Annotated in this window: 20 protein-coding genes and 1 tRNA gene; 15 read left to right on the forward strand and 6 right to left on the reverse strand. The window is 63.8% G+C overall.

Annotated elements, in window-relative coordinates:
- Positions 1–137: 137 nt before the first annotated feature.
- The gene (locus LCL94_RS00380; RefSeq protein ID WP_224830521.1) at positions 138–1,661 is read right to left on the reverse strand and encodes a tetratricopeptide repeat protein; all 1,524 of its coding nucleotides are present in this window, start codon (positions 1,659–1,661) and stop codon (positions 138–140) included.
- A gap of 100 nt (positions 1,662–1,761) precedes the next feature.
- Here LCL94_RS00380 and ychF point away from each other — a divergent pair, with 100 nt between their 5' ends.
- From ychF to LCL94_RS00405, 5 genes are read left to right on the forward strand one after another with little or no spacing between them, the layout of a single operon-like run.
- Positions 1,762–2,862, forward strand: a complete 1,101-nt coding sequence (ychF, locus tag LCL94_RS00385; RefSeq protein WP_224830522.1) for a redox-regulated ATPase YchF — start codon at positions 1,762–1,764, stop codon at positions 2,860–2,862.
- Positions 2,863–2,878: 16 nt separating this feature from the next.
- Entirely contained in the window at positions 2,879–4,162 is a 1,284-nt protein-coding gene (locus LCL94_RS00390) for an ectonucleotide pyrophosphatase/phosphodiesterase (RefSeq protein ID WP_224830523.1), read from the forward strand.
- Positions 4,163–4,211: 49 nt separating this feature from the next.
- Positions 4,212–5,012 (forward strand): DUF1206 domain-containing protein, encoded by an 801-nt coding sequence (locus tag LCL94_RS00395; protein ID WP_224830524.1) that lies wholly within the window; start codon positions 4,212–4,214, stop codon positions 5,010–5,012.
- Positions 5,013–5,048: 36 nt separating this feature from the next.
- Complete coding sequence (locus tag LCL94_RS00400; RefSeq protein WP_224830525.1) at positions 5,049–5,789, forward strand: MauE/DoxX family redox-associated membrane protein; 741 nt, start codon at positions 5,049–5,051, stop codon at positions 5,787–5,789.
- A 16-nt stretch (positions 5,790–5,805) separates the two neighbouring features.
- On the forward strand, positions 5,806–6,264 hold the full coding sequence (locus tag LCL94_RS00405; RefSeq protein ID WP_160607175.1) for a MaoC family dehydratase: 459 nt from the start codon (positions 5,806–5,808) through the stop codon (positions 6,262–6,264).
- Between the two features lies 1 nt (position 6,265).
- Here LCL94_RS00405 and LCL94_RS00410 read toward each other — a convergent pair whose 3' ends face one another.
- Both LCL94_RS00410 and mutL read right to left on the reverse strand, forming a co-directional pair.
- A complete protein-coding gene (locus LCL94_RS00410; RefSeq protein WP_224830526.1) occupies positions 6,266–6,763 on the reverse strand; it encodes a hypothetical protein in 498 nt (165 codons plus the stop codon).
- Entirely contained in the window at positions 6,763–8,565 is a 1,803-nt protein-coding gene (gene mutL / locus LCL94_RS00415; RefSeq protein ID WP_224830527.1) for a DNA mismatch repair endonuclease MutL, read from the reverse strand. Before mutL ends, LCL94_RS00410 begins: the two co-directional genes overlap by 1 nt.
- Before the next feature lie 195 nt (positions 8,566–8,760).
- Between mutL and LCL94_RS00420 the strand changes: the two genes are divergently transcribed.
- The 8 genes from LCL94_RS00420 (at position 8,761) to ribH (ending at position 16,470) form a co-directional block, all read left to right on the forward strand.
- Positions 8,761–9,804, forward strand: coding sequence for a rod shape-determining protein (locus LCL94_RS00420; protein ID WP_160607178.1), 1,044 nt, complete (start codon positions 8,761–8,763; stop codon positions 9,802–9,804).
- A 14-nt stretch (positions 9,805–9,818) separates the two neighbouring features.
- Positions 9,819–10,709, forward strand: coding sequence for a rod shape-determining protein MreC (gene mreC / locus LCL94_RS00425; RefSeq protein WP_224830528.1), 891 nt, complete (start codon positions 9,819–9,821; stop codon positions 10,707–10,709).
- Complete coding sequence (locus tag LCL94_RS00430) at positions 10,709–11,260, forward strand: rod shape-determining protein MreD (RefSeq protein WP_224830529.1); 552 nt, start codon at positions 10,709–10,711, stop codon at positions 11,258–11,260. Before mreC ends, LCL94_RS00430 begins: the two co-directional genes overlap by 1 nt.
- Positions 11,260–13,401, forward strand: a complete 2,142-nt coding sequence (gene mrdA / locus LCL94_RS00435) for a penicillin-binding protein 2 (RefSeq protein WP_224830530.1) — start codon at positions 11,260–11,262, stop codon at positions 13,399–13,401. The genes LCL94_RS00430 and mrdA overlap by 1 nt, the downstream gene beginning before the upstream one ends.
- Positions 13,398–14,516, forward strand: coding sequence for a rod shape-determining protein RodA (gene rodA, locus LCL94_RS00440; RefSeq protein ID WP_224830531.1), 1,119 nt, complete (start codon positions 13,398–13,400; stop codon positions 14,514–14,516). The genes mrdA and rodA overlap by 4 nt, the downstream gene beginning before the upstream one ends.
- A gap of 107 nt (positions 14,517–14,623) precedes the next feature.
- A tRNA-Lys gene (locus LCL94_RS00445) sits at positions 14,624–14,699 on the forward strand.
- Between the two features lie 104 nt (positions 14,700–14,803).
- A complete protein-coding gene (ribB, locus tag LCL94_RS00450; protein ID WP_224830532.1) occupies positions 14,804–16,042 on the forward strand; it encodes a 3,4-dihydroxy-2-butanone-4-phosphate synthase in 1,239 nt (412 codons plus the stop codon).
- A 5-nt stretch (positions 16,043–16,047) separates the two neighbouring features.
- Positions 16,048–16,470, forward strand: coding sequence for a 6,7-dimethyl-8-ribityllumazine synthase (ribH, locus tag LCL94_RS00455; protein WP_224830533.1), 423 nt, complete (start codon positions 16,048–16,050; stop codon positions 16,468–16,470).
- On the opposite strand, the gene LCL94_RS00460 is transcribed toward ribH, so the two are convergent.
- A complete protein-coding gene (locus LCL94_RS00460) occupies positions 16,467–17,558 on the reverse strand; it encodes a hypothetical protein (protein WP_224830534.1) in 1,092 nt (363 codons plus the stop codon). The genes ribH and LCL94_RS00460 overlap by 4 nt on opposite strands.
- Complete coding sequence (locus LCL94_RS00465) at positions 17,558–18,616, reverse strand: ecdysteroid 22-kinase family protein (RefSeq protein WP_224830535.1); 1,059 nt, start codon at positions 18,614–18,616, stop codon at positions 17,558–17,560. Before LCL94_RS00465 ends, LCL94_RS00460 begins: the two co-directional genes overlap by 1 nt.
- An 86-nt stretch (positions 18,617–18,702) precedes the next feature.
- Here LCL94_RS00465 and LCL94_RS00470 point away from each other — a divergent pair, with 86 nt between their 5' ends.
- Positions 18,703–18,888, forward strand: coding sequence for a hypothetical protein (locus tag LCL94_RS00470; protein ID WP_224830536.1), 186 nt, complete (start codon positions 18,703–18,705; stop codon positions 18,886–18,888).
- Here LCL94_RS00470 and eno read toward each other — a convergent pair.
- On the reverse strand, positions 18,861–20,138 hold the full coding sequence (eno, locus tag LCL94_RS00475) for a phosphopyruvate hydratase (RefSeq protein ID WP_224830537.1): 1,278 nt from the start codon (positions 20,136–20,138) through the stop codon (positions 18,861–18,863). The two genes, LCL94_RS00470 and eno, sit on opposite strands and share 28 nt — an antisense overlap.
- A 173-nt stretch (positions 20,139–20,311) precedes the next feature.
- Here eno and LCL94_RS00480 point away from each other — a divergent pair, with 173 nt between their 5' ends.
- Positions 20,312–20,953: a hypothetical protein gene (locus LCL94_RS00480; RefSeq protein WP_224830538.1), complete on the forward strand. Its 642-nt coding sequence runs from the start codon at positions 20,312–20,314 to the stop codon at positions 20,951–20,953.
- Positions 20,954–20,972: the final 19 nt, after the last annotated feature.

Consider the following 20,972-nt stretch of genomic DNA (forward strand, 5'->3'; position numbering starts at 1 on the left):
CGGGCGCTTTCTGCCTTGCCGAGTCCGCCAAGCTGCTGCGCCTGCGCGGTATCGCCATGCAGGACGCGGTTCCGATCGGCGTGGGCAATCACACGATTGCGCGCCGCTTTTCTGTCTGACGCTCTCGGCGCCTTTGCTCAGGATTTCTTGGCCCGGGCGAGCCGGTTGGCGATGGCGGCATTGTCGGGATCGAGCTTGGCAGCCTTTTCCAGCATGGCGACACCGCGATCACGCGAACCGTTCTGCACCAGCAGCCAGCCTGCCGTGTCGAGGATCGAGGCATTCTGCGGGTCGAGTTCGACTGCCTGCAGGGCCAGCTTGAGCGCTTCGTCCTTCTTGCCCAACTGCGCCTTCGTAAAAGCCAGGTTGTTCAGCACCAGCGCGTTCTTCGATGCGCCCTTGGCCATGATCGCCTCGTAACTGCGCTCGGCACTTTCCCATTGGCGGTTGCGTAGCGCGCGATCGGCCTTGGCAAGTTCGCCGCCAACCCATTCGGGTGTCACCTCGCGCGAGCGTTTCTGGAATTCCGCTGCCTTGCTGCTGCCCGCTGCCTTCGCAGCCTTTGCCGCCACCGCCAGCTCTTCCGGCTGCGCATCAGGGCGCATCGCCAGCAGTTCGATCGTGTCGAGCGCACCTTGCGCGTCACCGACTGCAAGCTGGGTCCGCGCGATAAGTGCGCGAAGGTCGCGGGCACTGGGATTGGCGCGTAGCATCGGCTGCAGCAAGGTCAGGGCCTGCGCCCCATTGCCGAGTTCCAGCAAGGCCTCGCCATAGACGAGGCGCATCTGCGGAATGTCGCGCATATCGGCTTCGTAAGCCTGCAGGATGTCGCGCACCTGCTTCCATTCGCCGTCCCGCGCGGACAGCTTGGCGCGCAGCAGCGCGATGTCGCGGTTCTCAGGCGCTTCCTCGAAGAGGCCGGAGACAAGCGGGCGGGCGTCGTCATATTTCTCCATGACCAAGAGCAGGTCAGCCTTGCCGAGACGCGCCTCGAAATTGGCCGGGTGCTCTTTCAGCGCCGCATCGTAATATGCGAGCGACGCGGGCAAGCGGTCGCGAACGCGCGCGACCAGCGCCTGCGCCAACCGCGCCTCGATCGAGGCAGAGTCCACGTCGGCGGCACGATCAGCCAGCATGCGCGCACGTTCGATATCCCCCCGGGCGAGCTCGAATCGGGCTGAAGAGGCCAGCAGGCGCGGATCAGCGGGATCGCGGGTTTCGCCCACGGCAAATGCCTTGGCTGCATCCTCGACCTTGCCTTCCGCCAGCAGGGCGAGCGCGCGCACGCGGTCCGCACCGGCGGTCTCGATACCCTCCACCGCAGCTGCCGCTTCGGCATAACGGCCGCGCAGCACTTCTGCCTCGCCCATCAGGGTGGCGAATTCGGGCGCGCCCTTCTCGCCTGCAGGAAGCCGCTCTAGCGTTGCAGCCGCGCCCTCCCCGTCACCCAGCGCGATCTGCGTGCGCGCGAGCAGGGCCCGCATTTCGAGATTGCCCGGCTTTTCGCGCAGGCCAGCGATCAGCGCGACGCGCGCTGCACGGAAATCATGCTCGGCGAAGGCTTCCTGACCCCGTGCGAAACTCGATTCGGGGTCGGGCGAACAGGCCGCCAGCGAGAGGGCGAGCGCGACGCCCGCGAGAAGTGAAGTCTTCCTGATCATGCCCCATGCCTACCAGACAAGGTTAAAGCGTTCGTGAAGCTGGCAATGATTGCCCTGCCCGTCTAAGGGCCACCGCATATCACTATTTCCGGAGTTTTCGATGGGTTTCCGTTGCGGGATCGTCGGCCTGCCCAATGTCGGCAAGTCCACCCTTTTCAATGCACTGACCGAAACGCAGGCAGCACAGGCCGCGAACTATCCTTTCTGCACGATCGAGCCGAACGTGGGCCAGGTCGCCGTGCCGGACGAACGGCTCGACAAGATTGCGGCGATTGCGGGTTCGGCGAAGATCATTCCGACCCAACTCGCCTTCGTCGACATCGCCGGCCTGGTGAAGGGCGCAAGCAAGGGCGAGGGCCTCGGCAACCAGTTCCTCGGCAACATTCGCGAGGTGGACGCGATCGTACACGTCCTTCGCTGCTTCGAAGACGACGACATCCAGCACGTCGCCAACAAGGTCGACCCCATTGCCGATGCCGAAGTGGTCGAAACCGAACTCATGCTTTCCGACCTCGAAAGCCTCGAAAAACGCGTGCCCAATGCGGAAAAGCGCGCCACGGCCGGCGACAAGGAAGCCAAGCTCATCGTCAGCGTGCTGGGCCAGGCACTCGCCCTGCTGCGCGACGGCAAGCCCGCCCGCCTGACCGAACCGAAGGATATCGAGGAAGCGCGCGTTCTCGAACAGGCGCAGCTGCTGACCGCAAAGCCGGTGCTCTATGTCTGCAACGTCGCCGAAGAAGACGCGGCGACCGGCAATGCCCTGTCCGACCTCGTCTTCGAAAAGGCCAAGGCCGAGGGCGCGGAAGCGGTCGTCGTTTCCGCCGCCATCGAGAGCGAACTGGTCGCGATGCCGGCCGAAGATCGCGCCGAATACCTTGCCGAACTGGGCCTTGAGGAAAGCGGCCTCAGCCGCGTGATCCGCGCTGGCTACAAGCTGCTCGGCCTCAAGACCTTCTTCACCGCAGGCCCCAAGGAAGCGCGCGCCTGGACTTTCCCCGATGGTGCCAAGGCCCCGCAGGCTGCCGGCGAGATCCACACCGATTTCGAACGCGGCTTCATCCGCGCCGAGACCATCGCCTATGAAGACTACGTCTCGCTCGGCGGTGAAAACGGCGCCAAGGAAGCGGGCAAGCTGCGCCAGGAAGGTAAGGAATACCTCGTCAAGGACGGCGATGTGATGCTGTTCAAGTTCAACGTCTGACGAACAGGATTGCGGGATGAATAACGGGTTCGCGAAACTCCTCGCCCTTGCCGCAGCAGGCGTTCTTTCCGCCTGCACACCCCTTGCTGGCGAAGTGCAGAGCGCGCCTGCCGCGCAAGCAGAGGTTCGCGAGCCGGTTACCATCCTCGTCTCCATCGACGGGTTCCGGCCCGACTATCTGGACCGCGGCCTGACACCGACCCTCTCCGCGCTCGCGGCAGGCGGCGTAACGGCCTCCATGCGCCCGTCCTTCCCGAGCAAGACGTTCCCCAACCACTGGACGGTTGTCACCGGCTTCGTTCCCGATCGCAACGGCATCGTCGCCAATGGCTTCACCGACCCGAGCCGGGCGGACGAGAAATTCACCATGGCAACGACCGATCCGTTCTACTGGAACGGGCGCGAGCCGGTCTGGGTGACTGCCGAGAACGCCGGCATCCGCACAGCCGCCATGTTCTGGCCCGGCTCTGCGGTAGCGTGGGGCGGCATGCCGATCCCCGGCGGATATGGACGGATCGAAGGTGGCGTGCGCCCTCAGGACTGGACCGCGTTCGACCAGAACGTGTCTCCGACGCAGCGCGTCAACACGATCATCGACTGGCTGCGCCGTCCTTCGGATATCCGCCCAGAACTCCTGTTCCTCTATTTCGACGAGGTCGACACGGCAGGCCATGCCGGCGGGCCCGATGGCGAAATTGTCAACGAGGCCATTGCCAACGTCGACGAGGACATCACCGCGCTTGTCGCAGGCCTGCGCTCGCTGGGCCAGACCGCCAATCTCGTCATCGTGTCCGATCACGGCATGGCCGAGACGCGAAACAGCCGCACGGTCGAGCTCGATCCGCTGATCGCTCGTGAGGATTATGTCCTCGTCGAGACCGGCCCCTATGCCACATTCAATGCCATTCCGGGCAAGGAAGCCGAGCTGGAGAACGCCCTCCTCCGGGACCACGGCCACATGGAGTGCTGGCGCAAGGGCGAGATTCCTGCACGCCTTCAATATGGCACTTCGGAGCGGATTCCCGCCTATCTCTGCCTTGCCGAAACCGGCTGGCAGATCTTTCCCGAACGCCGTGATGGCGAGCGGATCGGAGGAAGTCACGGCTATGATAATTTTGCGCCGGAAATGGCTGCCCTGTTCATCGCCAACGGCCCGGCATTCCGAAAGGGAATGAGGCTTCCCTCGTTCCAGAACGTGTCGGTAAACCCGCTTCTTCGCGCCCTCCTCGGCCTGCCGCAGGATAGCGCAATGGATGGCGACCTGACGCCGGTCGCCCCGGCTCTAAGCGCCGCCGACTAGGAACGCTTGCGCCGCCTTGCCGTTAGGCCATGCAAACAGGAGCAAGTGCATGGTCGACAAGTCCGAGAAGTTCAGCTGGCTGGTTCGCGTGGGGTTCTTCAGTCGCGCGATCCTCTACTTCGTTCTCGGATTGATCGCGCTGACGAGTGCAGGGAAAATTGCTGAAGGTACCAACGGCATTTTCCGCGCCATCCAGGAATTCCCTGCCGGCACGATGGTGCTCTGGATCATGGTCGTCGGCCTGATTGCCTATGCGGCCTTCCGGTTCTGCTCGCTGTTGTTCGATATCGAGAACAACGGGTCCGACACAAAGGGATGGGGCAAGCGCATCGGCCATGCCGGTAGCGGCGTGGCCCACCTCGCCCTCGGCTATTCCGCCTTCAAATTCGCCACCAGCGGGAGTGGCGGGTCGAGTGACGGAGCGCAGGAAGCAGCTTCCGGCGTCCTCTCTTTCTCTTTCGGCGGCCTAGCCATCGGCTTGCTCGGCATCGCTCTGCTCTTCGCCGCAGCCCATCAGGCGAAGAAGGGCTGGACCGGCGATTTCATGCACCGCATCGCAGGCGGCGCGCCGGGCTATACGCGCCAGATCGGTGCGGCAGGCTTCTTTGCGCGGGCCGTGGTTTACATCGTCATCGGCTGGTCGCTGATCAAGGCCGGTTTCACCTCCGCAGGGACCGAACAGATCAAGACCCTCGGCGATGCGGTCGCGAGTCTTGCGGGCCAAGGCTTCGTCTTCAGCCTGACGGCGCTCGGTCTGATGCTGTTCGGCCTCTTCAGCCTCATCCTTGCGCGTTATCGGATCATCCCCGAAGTCGATGCAAGCAGCGGCCTGCCCAAATTCAGGGCGTAACTTGAATTATACCCCCCTGGGGTATATCTAGCAGCCATGAATAAGAAGGCCGAACTCTATCGCATGGTGATGGACACGCATGTCTGTCCCTATGGCATCAAGTCCAAATGGCTGCTGGAAAAGCAGGGGTATGAGGTGGCCGATCACTACCTCACCACCCGCGAGGAAACCGATGCGTTTAAGGCGAAGCACGGGGTGGCGACCACGCCCCAGACCTTTATCGATGGCAAGCGCATCGGGGGTTACACCGACCTTCGCGCCTATTTCGGCAAGCCCCTGCCGGAAGCCGGAACGACCAGTTACATTCCGGTCCTCGCAGTATTTGCGGCCGCAGGCGCCCTCGCTCTTGCGTTAAGCCAGTTCGTCTATTCGACCCCCTTCACCGTCCGCGCGGCCGAATGGTTCGTGGCCTTTGCCATGGTTATTCTCGCCATGCTGAAGCTGCAGGACGTGGAGAAGTTCTCCTCCATGTTTTTGGGATATGACCTGCTTGCGCGGCGATGGGTGCCCTATTCCTACGCCTACCCCTTCCTCGAATTCGGTGCCGGCGCATTGATGGCTGCCCATGCGCTCAACTGGCTGTCGATCCCTGTCGCCCTGACCATCGGTGCGATCGGGGCCGTAAGCGTTTTCCACGCGGTCTACATCCAGAAGCGCGACATCAAGTGCGCGTGTGTGGGCGGTAGCAGCAACGTTCCGCTGGGCTTCGTTTCGCTGACGGAGAACCTCGCCATGATCGGCATGGCGCTTTGGATGTTGCTTCGCCCCGTCGTCTGATCCACAGCACGCGGCGATGAAATATTACGAAGACATCGCAGTCGGAGATGCCCGCAGCTTCGGGCATTACGAAGTCACGCGGGAAGAGGTGATGGAGTTTGCGGGGAAGTACGATCCCCAGCCCTTCCACCTCGACGATGATGCGGCAGCCGCGACCCATTTCGGGCGCCTTTCGGCCAGCGGCTGGCACACCTGCAGCATGACCATGGCGATGATGGTCGAGAACATGAAATCCGAACGTTCGGCCGGCCTCGGCTCACCGGGCGTCGACCAGCTGCGCTGGAAGAAGCCGGTCTATCCGGGCGACACGCTGCGCTGCGAAACCGAAGTCATCGAGAAGCGCCGCAGCGCCTCACGGCCGGAAATGGGCATCTTCAAGAGCCATATTCGCACCTACAACCAGCATGACGAACTTGTCCTGGAAATGGTGTCGAACGGCCTGATCGCCACCCGCGACCCGGGCGGCACCGACTAGGTCAGGCGCCGCACTGGGTGGTGCCGTTTTCGGTGAAGACCGGTCGCCCCTGCGCATCGCGGATGGTCAGCGTCGAGGGGTAATCGATCGTCTCGTCGCCAGACTGCTTGCCCGCTTCCTCGTCGAGGTCGAGCGAGACGGAATAGGTCAGCCCGTCATATTTCGCGCGTGCGAGGTAGGGCAGCTCTGCACTCCCTGCGTCCGATGCCAGACGGACGATTTCCCCGTCCCGCTTGAAATAGGCTTCGTCCGCCTGCGCGATAACGAGCGCGATCCCGCCCTTGTCGAGCGAGCGCGGGAGGAAATTGCACCCCGCCCCGAAAAGGTCGGCCTTCTCGACGTCGGCGAATGTAATCGGCTCCGGCACGAGGATTTCGGGCGGCGGTTCCTGGTTCGCCTTTACTTCGGCCACGGCCTTCTTGTCGGCCTCGGCCTTCTCGCGCGGCGAGGGTCCACAGGCAGCCAGCAGGGCCACCACTCCAAGGGCAATCCAGCGCATCAATGTCTCCCGAAAAGCTTTTCGACGTCTTCCATCGAGAGCTTAACCCACGTGGGCCGCCCATGGTTGCATTGGCCCGAGCGCGGCGTGCGTTCCATTTCGCGCAGCAGCGCATTCATCTCGTCCACGCGGAGCGTGCGCCCTGCCCTGACCGAGCCGTGGCAGGCCATGGTGGCGAGCACGAGATCGAGCTTTTCGCCGAGCAGCAGCGCCTCGCCGTTCAAGGCCAGATCGTCGTCGATGTCGCGCAGCAGCTTTTCCGGATCGGTCCGCGCGATCGCGTGCGGAAGGCTCCGCACCAGCATGGCCGAGGGACCGAACCGCTCGATCACCAACCCGTGCTGGGCCAGTGTCTCCGCCGCTTCCTCGAGCCGGTCGCAGGAGGTTTCCTCCATCTCCACCACTTCGGGGATGAGCAGCGCCTGGCTGCGCTTGACGGCCTCCTCCGCCCCTGCAGCTTTCAGGCGTTCAAGGACCAGGCGTTCGTGCGCCGCGTGCTGGTCGACCAGCACCAGCCCGTCCTGCGCCTCGGCGACGATATAGGTGTTGGCGACCTGCCCTCGGGCGATGCCGAGCGGGTACTCGCGCGCTTCCGCAGCAACCGGCGCGGCCTCTTCCGCACGCCCGAGCGGAGCCGCCATCGTGTCCGCATCCTCAGCACGCCACGCAGCCGAGGGTTCCGACACGCGCTGCTGCGGCGCGGACCAGTCGCGCCCTTCGAAGATCGACCGGAGTGCAGGCGAAGGTTCCGGCCGGACCGGCTCGGCCTGCCAGCGCGCCATTGCTCCGGCGTCGGGCGTCTGCGCACTGCGCTTGTCACCCGTGGCGAGCGCCTGCCGCAGACCTGAAACGATGAACCCGCGAACGCCCTGCGCATCACGGAATCGGACCTCGGTCTTGGCCGGGTGTACGTTAACGTCGACCTCTTCGGGCGGCATGTCGAGGAACAGCGCCAGGACTGCATGGCGATCGCGCGCGAGCATATCGGCATAGGCACCGCGCACAGCACCGGTCAGCAGGCGGTCCTTCACCGGACGGCCATTCACGAACAGGTACTGGTGATCGGCAATGCCGCGATTGTAGGTCGGCAGGCCGGCAATTCCGGTCAGCCGCATCGTACCGCGTTCCAGATCGATCGCGACGCCATTGTCCTTCAACTCGCGCGCTACGACCCGCGCAACGCGGTTGGCCAGCCCTTCCCCGCCTTGCAGGCCGAGAATGCGCCGCTCACCGTGATCGAGCGTGATCGCCACATCGGGCCGCGCCATGGCAAGCCGCTTCACCACGTCGAGGCATGCGGCATATTCGCTGCGCGGCGTGCGAAGGAATTTCCTGCGGGCGGGGATCTTCGCGAACAGGTTTTCGACCCGGACGCGGGTACCAGGCGGCAAGGCTGCGGGCCCTTCTGCCACCAGTTCGCCGTGATCGACCACGCGTTTCCAGCCCTGTTCGGCGCCCTGCGGCCGGCTTTCGAGCGTGAAGCGGGCGACGCTGGCGATGCTCGGCAAGGCCTCGCCCCTGAAGCCGAGGGTCGACACCTGCTCGATCGCCTCGTCCGGCAGCTTCGATGTGGCGTGGCGTTCGAGGGCGAGCGCCATTTCATCGGGCGTCATCCCGCACCCGTCGTCCGTCACTTCGAGGCTGGTGAGGCCGCCTTCCACCAGCTTGACCGCGATGCGCGTCGCACCCGCGTCGATGGCGTTTTCGACCAGTTCCTTGAGCGCGGAAGACGGCCGCTCCACCACCTCGCCGGCAGCGATGCGGTTGACCAGATTGTCGGGCAGGCGGCGGATAGTCGGCATGGAAAACCGACTCTAACGACGAATCGCCGGAAATCCGAGACGGCACGTGTGAGTAATCCCCGTCAGGACCACTGAAATTTTTGGCATTCGCCGCATAATCTCGCTAAGGAGCGCGCACCATTTCCCCCCGGAACAGGTGCGAGCGGCTTCGACCGCCCCTCGCCTCGTCAAATTCTAACGGAAAATCGCGTCAAAATGGGCTTCTGGAACAACATCTTCAAATTCGGCGTGCAGAACATGGCGATCGACCTCGGGACCGCCAACACGCTGGTTTACGTGCAGGATCAGGGCATCGTCCTGAACGAGCCGAGCGTGGTCGCACTCGAGACGATCAACGGCATGAAGCGCGTGAAGGCCGTTGGCGACGATGCGAAGATGATGATGGGCAAGACGCCCGATTCCATCGAGGCCATCCGCCCGCTGCGTGACGGCGTGATCGCCGACCTCGACGTGGCCGAGGAAATGATCAAGCACTTCATCCGCAAGGTGAACGGCCGCAAGAGCCTGATGCGATATCCGGAAATCACGATTTGCGTTCCTTCGGGCTCCACCTCGGTCGAACGCCGCGCGATCCGCGACGCGGCATCGAATGCCGGGGCCTCGCAGGTCTACCTGATCCTAGAACCCATGGCAGCCGCGATCGGCGCCGACATGCCCGTGACCGAGCCGGTCGGCAGCATGGTCGTCGACATCGGCGGCGGCACCACCGAAGTTGCCGTCCTGTCGCTCCGAGGCCTCGCCTACACCACCTCGGTCCGCACGGGCGGCGACAAGATGGACGAAGCCATCGTCAGCTACGTGCGACGACACCACAATTTGCTGATCGGTGACGCGACGGCCGAACGCATCAAGAAGGACTACGGCATCGCCCGCGCTCCGGAAGACGGCATCGGCGAACAGATCACCATCAAGGGCCGCGACCTCGTCAACGGCGTGCCGAAGGAAATCACGATCAACCAGGGCCACATCGCCGAAGCCCTGAGCGAACCGATCGGTGCCATCGTCGAAGGCGTGCGCATCGCGCTGGAAAACACCGCTCCCGAACTGGCTGCCGACATCGTCGACCAGGGCATCGTGCTGACCGGCGGCGGCGCGCTGATCCAGGGCCTCGACGAATATCTTCGCGACGAAACCGGCCTGCCGGTGACCATCGCCGAAGATCCGCTCTCCTGCGTCGCAATCGGCACGGGCCGCGCCATGGAAGACCCGATCTACCGCGGCGTGCTGATGACCGCTTGAGGAAGGCTTAGGATATGGCGCCGGGCGGGACACGGCGCTCGGGCTATTCGCGGCGGGCGCAATACAATCTTTTTACCGGCTACATCATCGCCGGGGTCGGCGCGCTTATCGGTGCGGTGCTGCTTGCGCTGTCGTTCTTCCAGCCCACCTTCTTCGGCGGTCCGCGCAGTGCTGCACAGGATGCAGCCACACCGGCGACGGAAACCGTTGCTACGGTCCGCACCGGCAGCAAGTCGCTGTGGGATTCGATCCGCGGCTATTACCGTGCAGGCTCCAAGAACGCCGAACTCAAGCGCGAGATGGAGCTTGCCCGCATCCGGCTGAAGGAAGCCGAGGCAGTCCGGCAGGAAAACGTGCGCCTCAAAGGCCTGCTCGACCTTCAGGACCAGGAGCGCAAGCCCGTTGCCGTGGCGCGCCTTATCGGATCGACATCGGCCAGCACTCGCCGCTTCGCCTATCTCGGCGCTGGCGAGCGTGACGGCGTACGCGTCGGCATGCCCGTCCGGTCCCCGCGCGGGGTGGTCGGGCGCATCCTCGAAACCGGGCGCGATTCCTCGCGCGTCCTGCTGCTGACCGACAGCGAAAGCGTGCTGCCCGTGCGCCGTGCAGGCGATGAAGTGGTCGCCTTTGCCGAAGGGCGCGGCGACAGCCTGCTGCGGATCAAGCTCATCAACCTCGGCATCAATCCCCTGAAGCCGGGCGACATGTTCGTGACCTCCGGCGCAGGCGGTTACTATCCGCCCGGCATCGCCGTGGCGATCGTTACCGAGCTGACCGATGATGGCGGCCTTGCCCGCATCGTATCGGACCCTGCGGCGACCGACTTCGTCGCGATCGAACCGATCTTCGAGCCCGAGGGCGCAAAGGGAGCGACCACTCCCATCGAAGAGGAGCTCGGCGACTGATGGAGCGGATGGAACCGCGCGCCCGCAGCGACGCCTACGGCAGCCGCATAAACCGTTCGCATTCGCCGCTGGTCGCCAACATCGTGCCATGGCTGTCGATCCTGCTGGGATCGCTGCTGCCAATATTCCCGATTGCCGCAGCATTGCCGATGGTCCCGCCCCTCGGCTTCCTCATGCTGCTGGGTTGGCGACTGGTTAGGCCGGGACTCCTGCCTGTCTGGGCAGGTTTTCCGCTCGGCCTGTTCGACGACCTGTTCAGCGGCCAGCCCTTCGGATTCGCGATCCTGTTCTGGTCCGCGACGCTGCTCGCGATCGAATTCGTCGAGATGCGACTGCCGTGGCGCGCGTTCTGGCAGGACTGGTTCACGGCAGGTATACTGGTCGCCGCTTATATCCTTGGCGCGTGGATGCTTTCGGGCGCCACGCCGACCCTGCCGTCCTTCGTTGCCCTGGTGCCGCAGCTCGTGTTCTCGATCCTCGTCTTCCCGATCATCGCCCGCTTCATCGCCCGGCTCGACCGCCTGCGGCTGCGGCGCTGGAAGCGCGTCTGATGGGCCTGTTTTCGAAACGACGCGGGATTTCAGGACGTCCGAAAGACCTCGTCAGCCAGACCACGCTCGACAATGCTTTCGACCGGCGCACCTTTGTCGTAGCTGCCGGCATGGGCGGGCTCGGTACGATCCTTGCCGGGCGCATGGCCTATATCGCCATTGCCGAGAACGAGCGCTGGGTGCTGGAATCGGAAAGCAACCGGGTCAACTTGTCGCTCATTCCGCCGCGGCGCGGCTGGATCCTCGACCGCAATGGCGCGCCGCTGGCATCCAACCGTGCCGACTTCCGCGTCGACGTCATCCCCGACCGGATGAAGGACACGCAGGAGACCATCGATGCGCTGGCCGACATCCTCAACCTTGAAGCGACCACCGTTGCCGACATCACCAAGCGGATCGACGATGCACGCGGCTTCCAGCCCGTGGAGGTCGCAACCGGCCTCGATTACGACCAGTTCGCTGCAATCAGCGTACGCCTGCCGGACTTGCCCGGCGTGGTCCCGCAGCGCGGCTTCTCTCGCTTCTACCCCACCGGCCCCAGCGTCGGGCACCTGATCGGTTATGTCGGCCCCGCCTCGGCCGAGGAATACGAGGAAAATCCCGACCCCATCCTGATCACGCCCGGCTACAAGATCGGCAAGGACGGGCTGGAAAAGCAGTTCGAACAGGAACTGCGCGGCAAGCCCGGGGCTCGCCGCGTCGAAGTCACCGCATCGGGCCGCATCGTGCGCGATCTCGAGACGCGCGAGGACGTACAGGGCGATCCCATCCGCCTGACGATCGACGGCCCGCTGCAGGACTATGCCGCGCGCCGGATCGGGCTCGAAAGCGGCTCCGTCGTGGTGATGGATTGCGAGACGGGCGACCTGCTGTGCATGGCCTCCATGCCCAGCTTCGATCCGAACAGCTTTTCCGCCGGCATCGGCCGCGTCGAATATTCGATGCTGCGCGATGATGAACGCGTGCCACTACGCAACAAGGTCCTCAAGGGCCTCTATCCGCCCGGATCGACAGTCAAGCCGATGGTCTCGATGGCGTTCCTCAAGGAAGGCCTCGACCCGGACGAGACCGTGTTCTGCGGCGGCGGCCTCAGGGTCGGCAATCGCGTGTTCCGCTGCTGGAAGCGTGGCGGCCACGGCACGGTCAACATGGCCAAGGGCATCTACCAGTCCTGCGACGTATATTATTACCACTTCGCCCAGCGCATCGGCATGGACCCGATCGCCGCAATGGCGAAGCGCTGCGGCATGGGGCAGGAATTCGAGCTGCCCGTGACCAGCCAGTTCTACGGCACCGTGCCGGACCCCGCGTGGAAAATGAAGAAATACGGGCGCGAATGGGCAGCCTTCGATACCGTCAACGCCACCATCGGCCAGGGATACATGCTGTCGAACCCGCTACAGCTGGCGGTGATGAGCGCACGCATTGCTACCGGTCGCCATGTCGAACCGAGGCTCGTCTCGACCACGCCGGTCAAGGGCTTCGAGCAGGTCGATTTTCCCGAAGAGCACGTGAAATACGTGCGCCAGGCGATGAGTGACGTGGTCAACGGCCCCGGCACTGCGGGGCGCGGTCGCCTGCCCTTCGACGATATCCTGATGGCCGGCAAGACGGGTACTGCACAGGTCGTCGGCCTCAACCTTTCGGACGGCAAGAGCGGTCCCTGGAAGTACCGCGACCACGGCCTGTTCATTTTCTTCGCTCCCTTCGACAAGCCGAAATACGCCGGCGCTGTCGTGATTGAGCACGGCGGCGGTTCGGGTGCCGCCTACCCGATCGCGCGCGACGTGATGACCTTCCTATTCGATCCGGCGAAGGGCATGGACGCCCTTCGCGCGCTGGAAAGCCAGTGGGGCGGCACGGCGCAGCAGCGCCTCGATGCGAAATACCGCGCTTATGCCATGGCCGCAGGAGAGGCGGTCCAGCCCGTACCCGCCCGCGACGAGGAAATCTTCGACCAGGTCGAGGCCGAGGCCCGCGTTGCCGCACGCCAGCCCGAAACGATCGCCAACGAATCCGTCCAGCCCCGCGTGGACACCTCCGAGAGCGAACGGAGCCCGCCGCCCAGCGCGGTGCCCAGCCCCGCCCCCAGTCCGTCCCCTTCACCGGCAGCAGCAGCGCCTTCCGGTCCGGCACAATGACGAGTATCGTCCCCGCCCCAGTCGCGCGTCAGCCGTGGATGATGCTGTTCCCGCTCATCGGGCTCATTGCATTCGGCGCGCTGGTGTTGACCTCTGCGGCCGCAGGCGACTTCTCGCGCTACGCGGAATCGCACCTGATCCGCTTTGCCATCTTCCTGACCATGGCAATCGTGATCTCGCGGTTCTCCAAGGACCTTGTCACTTTCTTCGCCTACCCCGGCTACATCGCCATCCTACTGCTGCTCATGGCGGTGGAGATCATGGGTACCCTCGGCGGGGGGAGCCAGCGGTGGCTCGAAGTCGGGCCGATCCGTATCCAGCCATCGGAACTGATGAAGCCGGCTGTCGTCGTGGCGCTAGCCCGTTTCTATGATACCCTCCCGGTGGGCATGGTGCCGACGTGGCGCGCGTTGATACCGGCAGGCGCGCTTATCATGTTCCCCATGGCCTTCGTGCTCCTGCAACCGGACCTGGGTACCTCGCTTGCGATCGGCTTTGGCGGCGGCCTCGTGATGTTCTTCGCCGGGCTGCCGCTGCGGTGGTTCCTGATGGCGGGCGCTGCGGGCCTGGCAGCCATACCGTTTGCGTTCTTCTTCGCGCTTCAACCATACCAGCAGGATCGCGTGACGACTTTCCTCGATCCTGAAAGCGACCCGCTGGGCGAAGGTTATCAGATCACCCAGTCCAAGATCGCCATCGGTTCGGGTGGCCTGACCGGCAAGGGTTTCAACGAAGGTTCGCAGAGCCACCTCAATTACCTGCCCGAACCGCACACCGATTTCGTCTTCGCCACTATGGCAGAGGAATGGGGCCTCATGGGCGGCCTCTTCGTCATCGGCTGCTTTGCACTGATTCTCGGCTGGGGTTTCAAGGTGGCCAGGGACAGCACCGACAGGATGGGCAAATTGCTCGCCGCGGGCATGACCGCCACGATCTTCTTCTTCGTCGCCATCAATCTCATGATGGTGATGGGCTTTGCGCCGGTGGTCGGGATTCCGCTGCCATTCGTGAGCCATGGCGGCAGTTCCATGATGACCAACATGATGTGCATCGGCGTGCTGATGATGATCAATCGCTGGAACCGGAACGCTCCGCGTCGCGGCCTTTTGACATGAGTGCGTTTTAGCCCTTTCAATCCGCGAAGCACCCGCTATATGAGCGCCTCCCCCGAGTCGGGGGCCACCCGCACCACCGGGTCGGAACGCGGCAAGATCGCGAGAGTGGACGCATAGCTCAGTTGGTAGAGCAGCTGACTCTTAATCAGCGGGTCCTAGGTTCGAGCCCTAGTGCGTCCACCATTTCCCCATAATTTGAACGCGTTACCCTTTCTGGGGACATCTTGTCATGCCTTGATGTGACATCGCGCTTGGCTATCACATTTTGATGTGATACCTCGCCGCCTATGAACACGATCGAAAAAGTTCGCACGCTCATCTCGCAAGGCCTCATGACCCGCGCCGGGCTTGCCCGCGCTGCCGGGCTCCACGCCAATACCCTGCGCGACTGCGCGGAGGAGAGCTGGAACCCCACCGCCGACACGCTCGGCAAGCTAGAGGCTTTCCTTGAGGCGAATGACGAGACGCCGGTGATCGTCGGCGCCGAAGAGATCATCGACGAGGCGCGCAACGGCCGCATGTTCATCCTGGTCGACGATGAGGATCGCGAAAACGAAGGCGACCTCATTATCCCTGCCCAGATGGCCACCCCGAATGCCATCAACTTCATGGCCACCCACGGCCGGGGCCTGATCTGCCTCGCACTCGACCGCAAGCGGGTCGATGCGCTTGGCCTCCAGCCAATGAGCCGCGACAACCGCGAGAGCATGCAGACGGCCTTCACCACCTCCATCGAGGCAAAGGAAGGCGTCACCACCGGCATCAGCGCCGCCGACCGATCGCGCACAGTCTCGGTCGCCATCGACAGCACCAAGGGCCCCGACGACATCGTCACGCCGGGCCATGTCTTCCCCCTCGCCGCGCGCGACGGCGGCGTGCTGGTGCGCGCCGGCCATACCGAGGCAGCAGTCGATATCTCGCGCCTTGCCGGCCTCAATCCTTCGGGCGTTATCTGCGAGATCATGAACGAGGACGGGACCATGTCGCGTCTCGACGACCTCGTGGTTTTCGCGCGCAAGCACGACATGAAGATCGGCACCATCCGCGACCTGATCGAATACCGCATGCGGCACGACCACCTGGTGGAGCGGATTACCGAAGACAGCTTCGAATCCGACTACGGCGGCACGTGGCGGATGATGACCTATCGCAACAAGGTCGACGGCAGCGAAAGCTACGTCCTGCAGAAAGGCGAAGTGAAGGAAGGCGAACCCACCCTCACCCGTGTCCACCCGATCTCCATCTTCGACGATGTGCTGGGCAAGCCCGGCCCGCGCAAACGCACGCTCCAGCGCGCGATGCAGGCAGTGGGCGAACACGGTTCGGGCGTAATCGTCATCATCACCGGGCGCCCTGCCACCGGCTATGGCGAGAGCGAGGCCCAGCGTAATGTCGGTATCGGGTCGCAGATCCTTGCCGACCTGGGTGTCGAGGACATGATCCTGCTCAGCAATTCACAGCCCAATGTCGTCGCGATCGAAGGCTACGGCCTCAATATCGTCGATCACCTTCCCATTCCGGAGTAACCACCATGGCAAACTTCCTCATCGTCGAAGCGCGCTTCTACGACCACCTTAACGACATGTTGGTTGCCGGAGCCCGCGCCGCACTGGAAGCCGAAGGCCATAGCGTCGATGTCCTGACCGTACCCGGCGCACTTGAAGTACCCGGTGCGATTGCCATGGCTGACGAAAGCGGTCGCTACGACGGCTTCGTTGCCATCGGCGTCGTCATTCGCGGCGAAACCTATCACTTCGAGATCGTCGCCGGCGAAAGCGCGCGCGGCATCATGGCGCTGACCATGGACGGCATCGCTATCGGCAATGGAATTCTGACTGTCGAGAACGAGGAACAGGCCATCGTCCGCGCCGATCCCAAGCAGAAGGACAAGGGCGGCGAAGCGGCCAAGGCTGCGCTCGCCCTGCTCGACCTCCAGTCCCGTTTCGGGGCCTAGTCCGCTCCGTCGAGGAAGCCACCTAGACCCAGGGGCGCGAAAGGCCCCAGGATCAGCTGTTCGAAGACACCGATCCCTTCACGCCCGTCATTGCCGGTCACGCGCACCGGTATCTGGACATGGAGGTTTTCCGGCGAAAGCGGATCGAGGGCAGCAAGGTCGATGTCCTCTCGCTCCACGCGCAGCGGCCCGTGGTGCATGCCGTGTCCCCATACCGGATGGGTGTAGCCGAGGCCGCGCATCTGGAACCGGCCGAGCGGTTCGAAACTCACCTGTTCCGGCGCACCCTTCAGCGCGAGCGACAGGGTCCCGCCTGATGGCCACCGCGTGCCCGCCGTAAGGCGCGTGCGCATGCTGCCGTGCCCTTCCGCAATGTCCTGTGCATCGGCCCCGTCGGGCGCCCAGGCAGCGCGCGTGTTCCAGGCGTCGCCCATCTCGTCGTTGTTGACGTGGAAGAACAGGCTGCCGTCACCGAAATTGATCGGCGTCCATTGCCAGAAGAAACCTGACAGGTCGTGCCCGGGGATAGACTGCGGGTCACGCTGGCCAACCGGACGGATGCCCCAGCTGCGGTCGCGCGTTCCGGCAGTACCCTCGGCAATGGCGTGATTTTCTCCATCGAGAGATATCCAGCCCCGGCAATGGCCGTTCTGGGTCATCCGCGTGTAGTCCATGAAGGCACGCGGGCCGAGGCGGCGGATGAAGCGCGGCTCCTCGATCGGGAAGGCGCGGCCGGTGAAGGTGAATTCCGCGGAAATGCCGTCGGTTTCCTCGACCGTGACCTTCAGCGCATGGAGTGGCTCGATCACCTCGATCGAAATCGGGCCGCAGCGCAGCGCCATCCGCTCCATCTTCATTTCTGCACTGGCATGGATGCAGTGCTGCACGTCGCCGCGGATAAAGCTGAAATGGGCATCCACGATATCGAGGTGAGGATAGATTCCGAAGGCGCAGGCGAAGAAGCCGCTGCCGTCGGGGGCATAGCCGTTGAAGAAATAGCGGTCGTAGAAATTCCGGTCCGTGCCGGAATAGGCGATCGGCTCCGGTGTCTGGTGGACCGGATATTCGTCTCCGCGTGAAAGGACCATCAGTGTGCCTCCTTCATGGCGCCGATACTGTCATGCTTCAGGGCCAGCGCACAGGCCCCGCGGGCCATCGACAGGAAATTTGCATCCCCGCGATCCGTCCGCTCGACGAAAGCGGCGCTGAAAACGGCGGTAGATAGGCCGTGCAGGATGCCCCTTCGGTAATCAGCGTAAATGCCTCCGCGGGTGAGCGGAACCCCGCGTCCGTCCATTTCCGCCAGATAGAGATCGAGCAATTCGTCTTCATGCGTCAGGCCGAGCTCGCCGATCCCGCAGCCGAGGAAATAGCCGATGTCCGTCATGGCCATGCCGGGCGCCACGGTCTGCCAGTCAAGGATGGCGACAGGTTCCGCCCCGCCCCGAATGTCGAACAGCATGTTGTCGAGGCGGAAGTCACCGTGGATCAGGCACTGGTGCCGATGCTGCTGGTGTATTTGCGAGCCGTAAACTTGGGCAAATTCCTCGCAGACGGTCATAAACTCCGGCTCGAGGCGATCCTTGTACCGCTCACGAAAGATGGCCTGCGCATGCGGGTACATCAGCGCCACGCGCTCGGCGACGGCGGGAGAAGGGACAATCCATTCGGCCTCGATTATCGAAGCCTTGCCCCAGCTGGGCGCGTGGATTGCTGTTGCCTGGCGGATTGCGGCTCGTGCGTCCTCCAGCGTGCAGCCAGAAATCTGGTCGCCCTGCCGTGCAGGACCAAGATCCTCGAAAATCAGGCAGAACCGGTGGCCTTCCTCGCAGGTGGCCGCAAAGTGGACTTGCGGCACGCGGACATCGAGCTTGGGTGCGACATCGCGATAAAACAGCACTTCCTTTCGATAGAGCCCGAACATCGCGGCGGTTTCACGGCTGGTGGCATCGGCTGCGGGGAACTTGCCCGCCAGTGTCGCAGGGGTCGACGCACCAACCTCGGGCCCGTCCAGCGTGAAGCGAACGCTGTCGCCCACCTGTCCCGTGCCGATGGATTTCCACGATACACCGCTCACTTCCGAACCGAGCATCGCGGACAGCCACTCTGCCGTCACCTCATCCGGATGGACCGGGAATTCTCCCATGCAGTTCCTTCCTCTCCCCTAGGTAGAGAAAGCTAGCCACCGGAAAAGAACATGGCAATCGCAGCGCATTATCGGCTGCGGACAGAATGAGCCGCACCGACCGCCAAGACGAAATCGCCGACGTTATCGCGCGGCTGGAAGATTGCCTGGTGCGGCTCGACGCGCTCGGTTGCCAGCAGGCAGCGCGTCGCGTCGATCACGCGATAGAGGATTTGCGCAGCGCCAGCGCGGCGCGCCGATCCGGTCAGCCGAAGCAGCCGCGCCCTGCATAGACTGCGCTGTCGCCCAGTTCTTCCTCGATACGGATGAGCTGGTTGTACTTGGCAAGCCGGTCCGAACGCGCGAGCGAGCCGGTCTTGATCTGCCCGCAATTGGTCGCAACGGCGAGGTCTGCGATGGTCGCGTCTTCGGTCTCGCCCGAACGGTGCGACATGACCGCGGTGTAGCCGGCGCGGTTCGCAATGCTCACGGCGTCGAGCGTTTCGGTCAGCGTGCCGATCTGGTTGACCTTCACCAGCAGCGAATTGGCGAGGCCCTGCTCGATCCCGTCGACAAGGCGGCGGGGGTTGGTGACGAAGAGATCGTCGCCGACCAGCTGGACCTTGTCGCCGATCAGGTCGGTCAGCGCCTTCCAGCCTGCGAAATCGTCTTCGCCCATGCCATCTTCGATCGAACGGATCGGGTAGTCGGCGCACAGCTTGGCGAGATACGCGGCCATTTCCTCGCCCGAAAGCGACAGGTTCTCGCCCGAAATCAGGTACCTGCCGTCCTTGAAGAATTCGGTCGAAGCGCAGTCCAGCGCCAGCACGACATCGTCACCGGGCGTGAAGCCTGCCTGCTCGATCGAACCCATGATGAAGTCTAGCGCATCGCGCGTACTGGCAAGATCGGGCGCGAAACCGCCCTCATCTCCGACTGCCGTCGCAAGGCCCTTCTGCGACAGGTTCTTCTTCAGCGTATGGAAAATCTCGGCACCCCAGCGCACGGCCTCGGCAAGGCTGTCGGCGCCCACCGGCATGACCATGAATTCCTGGATGTCGATCGGGTTGTCGGCATGCTCGCCGCCATTGATGATGTTCATCATCGGCACCGGCAGCACGTGGGCCGAAACACCGCCGATATAGGAATAGAGCGGCAGGCCGCGCGCGTTGGCCGCCGCCTTGGCAACCGCCATGCTGGTGCCGAGGATCGCGTTGGCGCCAAGGCGGCCCTTGTTCGCGGTATCGTCGAGCGCGATCATGGCAAGGTCGATGTCGCGCTGGTCCTCGGCATCGAAATTGCCGATCAGCAGGTCGCGGATTTCGCCATTGGTGGCATCGACCGCCTTCAGCACGCCCTTGCCGAGATAGCGGGACTTGTCGCCGTCACGCAGTTCGACCGCCTCGTGCGCGCCGGTCGAGGCACCCGAGGGCACTGCCGCGCGGCCGAAGCTTCCGTCTTCGAGGAGCACGTCGACTTCGACAGTCGGATTGCCACGGCTGTCGAGAATTTCGCGGGCGTGGATGTCGATGATCGCGGTCATTTGGAACGAACTCCTCGGCAGGGTGTTGTAATAATGTAGGACACCACTAGATTGGGTCTGCGGGCAGCGCTCTATGCGCCGGAACATGTCGGTGCAAGCCGCGTTGCAAAAAGGAAAGCCGGGTCTTGCCTGATACCCGGAATGAATAGGTATTTGACGGGAAGGACAGGCTGATGGCCGCAGACAAGAAGACGACTGGTTCCAAGAAGCGAACCACCACCGCACCGCAGAAATCAACCACCCGGAAAAAGCCCGTGAAAACGGTAGCCAAGAAGGGTGCAGCAAAGGAGAAGGCGCCCGTGACCAACACCGCCACCGACAACAACGACACCACCACCGGCACTGCGCATCGCGCCGAAGCCAAGAGCCGGTTCAATGCCGCTCTCGAAGAAGCCAAGGCCGGCGCTGCCGCGCTGCGCGCCGAAGGCAAGGAGCGCGCCGCCGCCTATCGCGGCCAGGCCAAGGGCAAGGGCGAGGACTGGGTTGCCGAAGCCAAGACCTACGGCACCGAAGCCCGCGTCAAGGGCAAGGAACTCGCCACCGAAGGCAAGGCGAAGACCAGCGAAGGCCTGCGTGCGCTCAGCCGCACGATCAGCGACAATGCCTACCAGGTCGATGAAAAGCTTGGTTCGAAGTACGGCGAATACGCCCGCACCGCGTCCAAGTCGCTCGACGACTATGCCGGCAAGCTCGACGACAAGAGCGTCGACGACCTTGTCGAGGACGGCCGCGAATTCGTCCGCAAGAGCCCGGGACTGGCCATCGGTATTGCAGCCGCTGCCGGTTTCATGCTTTCTCGCCTCTTCCGTCGCTGATCAGTGACAAGAGGGGGCT

Origin of the sequence: Qipengyuania gaetbuli (genome assembly GCF_020171365.1) — a bacterium.
GTDB classification, from domain to species: domain Bacteria; phylum Pseudomonadota; class Alphaproteobacteria; order Sphingomonadales; family Sphingomonadaceae; genus Qipengyuania; species Qipengyuania gaetbuli_B.

Coding starts and splice junctions, on each gene's coding strand:
- LCL94_RS00395 (WP_224830524.1), top strand. CDS start 4,212: ATGGTCGACAAGTCCGAGAAGTTCAGCTGGCTGGTTCGCGTGGGGTTC.
- eno (WP_224830537.1), bottom strand. CDS start 20,138: ATGACCGCGATCATCGACATCCACGCCCGCGAAATTCTCGACAGCCGT.
- ribB (WP_224830532.1), top strand. CDS start 14,804: ATGAACACGATCGAAAAAGTTCGCACGCTCATCTCGCAAGGCCTCATG.
- LCL94_RS00390 (WP_224830523.1), top strand. CDS start 2,879: ATGAATAACGGGTTCGCGAAACTCCTCGCCCTTGCCGCAGCAGGCGTT.
- LCL94_RS00460 (WP_224830534.1), bottom strand. CDS start 17,558: ATGGTCCTTTCACGCGGAGACGAATATCCGGTCCACCAGACACCGGAG.
- LCL94_RS00405 (WP_160607175.1), top strand. CDS start 5,806: ATGAAATATTACGAAGACATCGCAGTCGGAGATGCCCGCAGCTTCGGG.
- ychF (WP_224830522.1), top strand. CDS start 1,762: ATGGGTTTCCGTTGCGGGATCGTCGGCCTGCCCAATGTCGGCAAGTCC.
- rodA (WP_224830531.1), top strand. CDS start 13,398: ATGACGAGTATCGTCCCCGCCCCAGTCGCGCGTCAGCCGTGGATGATG.
- LCL94_RS00430 (WP_224830529.1), top strand. CDS start 10,709: ATGGAGCGGATGGAACCGCGCGCCCGCAGCGACGCCTACGGCAGCCGC.
- LCL94_RS00480 (WP_224830538.1), top strand. CDS start 20,312: ATGGCCGCAGACAAGAAGACGACTGGTTCCAAGAAGCGAACCACCACC.
- ribH (WP_224830533.1), top strand. CDS start 16,048: ATGGCAAACTTCCTCATCGTCGAAGCGCGCTTCTACGACCACCTTAAC.
- mutL (WP_224830527.1), bottom strand. CDS start 8,565: ATGCCGACTATCCGCCGCCTGCCCGACAATCTGGTCAACCGCATCGCT.
- mreC (WP_224830528.1), top strand. CDS start 9,819: ATGGCGCCGGGCGGGACACGGCGCTCGGGCTATTCGCGGCGGGCGCAA.
- mrdA (WP_224830530.1), top strand. CDS start 11,260: ATGGGCCTGTTTTCGAAACGACGCGGGATTTCAGGACGTCCGAAAGAC.
- LCL94_RS00400 (WP_224830525.1), top strand. CDS start 5,049: ATGAATAAGAAGGCCGAACTCTATCGCATGGTGATGGACACGCATGTC.
- LCL94_RS00380 (WP_224830521.1), bottom strand. CDS start 1,661: ATGATCAGGAAGACTTCACTTCTCGCGGGCGTCGCGCTCGCCCTCTCG.
- LCL94_RS00470 (WP_224830536.1), top strand. CDS start 18,703: ATGAGCCGCACCGACCGCCAAGACGAAATCGCCGACGTTATCGCGCGG.
- LCL94_RS00410 (WP_224830526.1), bottom strand. CDS start 6,763: ATGCGCTGGATTGCCCTTGGAGTGGTGGCCCTGCTGGCTGCCTGTGGA.
- LCL94_RS00465 (WP_224830535.1), bottom strand. CDS start 18,616: ATGGGAGAATTCCCGGTCCATCCGGATGAGGTGACGGCAGAGTGGCTG.
- LCL94_RS00420 (WP_160607178.1), top strand. CDS start 8,761: ATGGGCTTCTGGAACAACATCTTCAAATTCGGCGTGCAGAACATGGCG.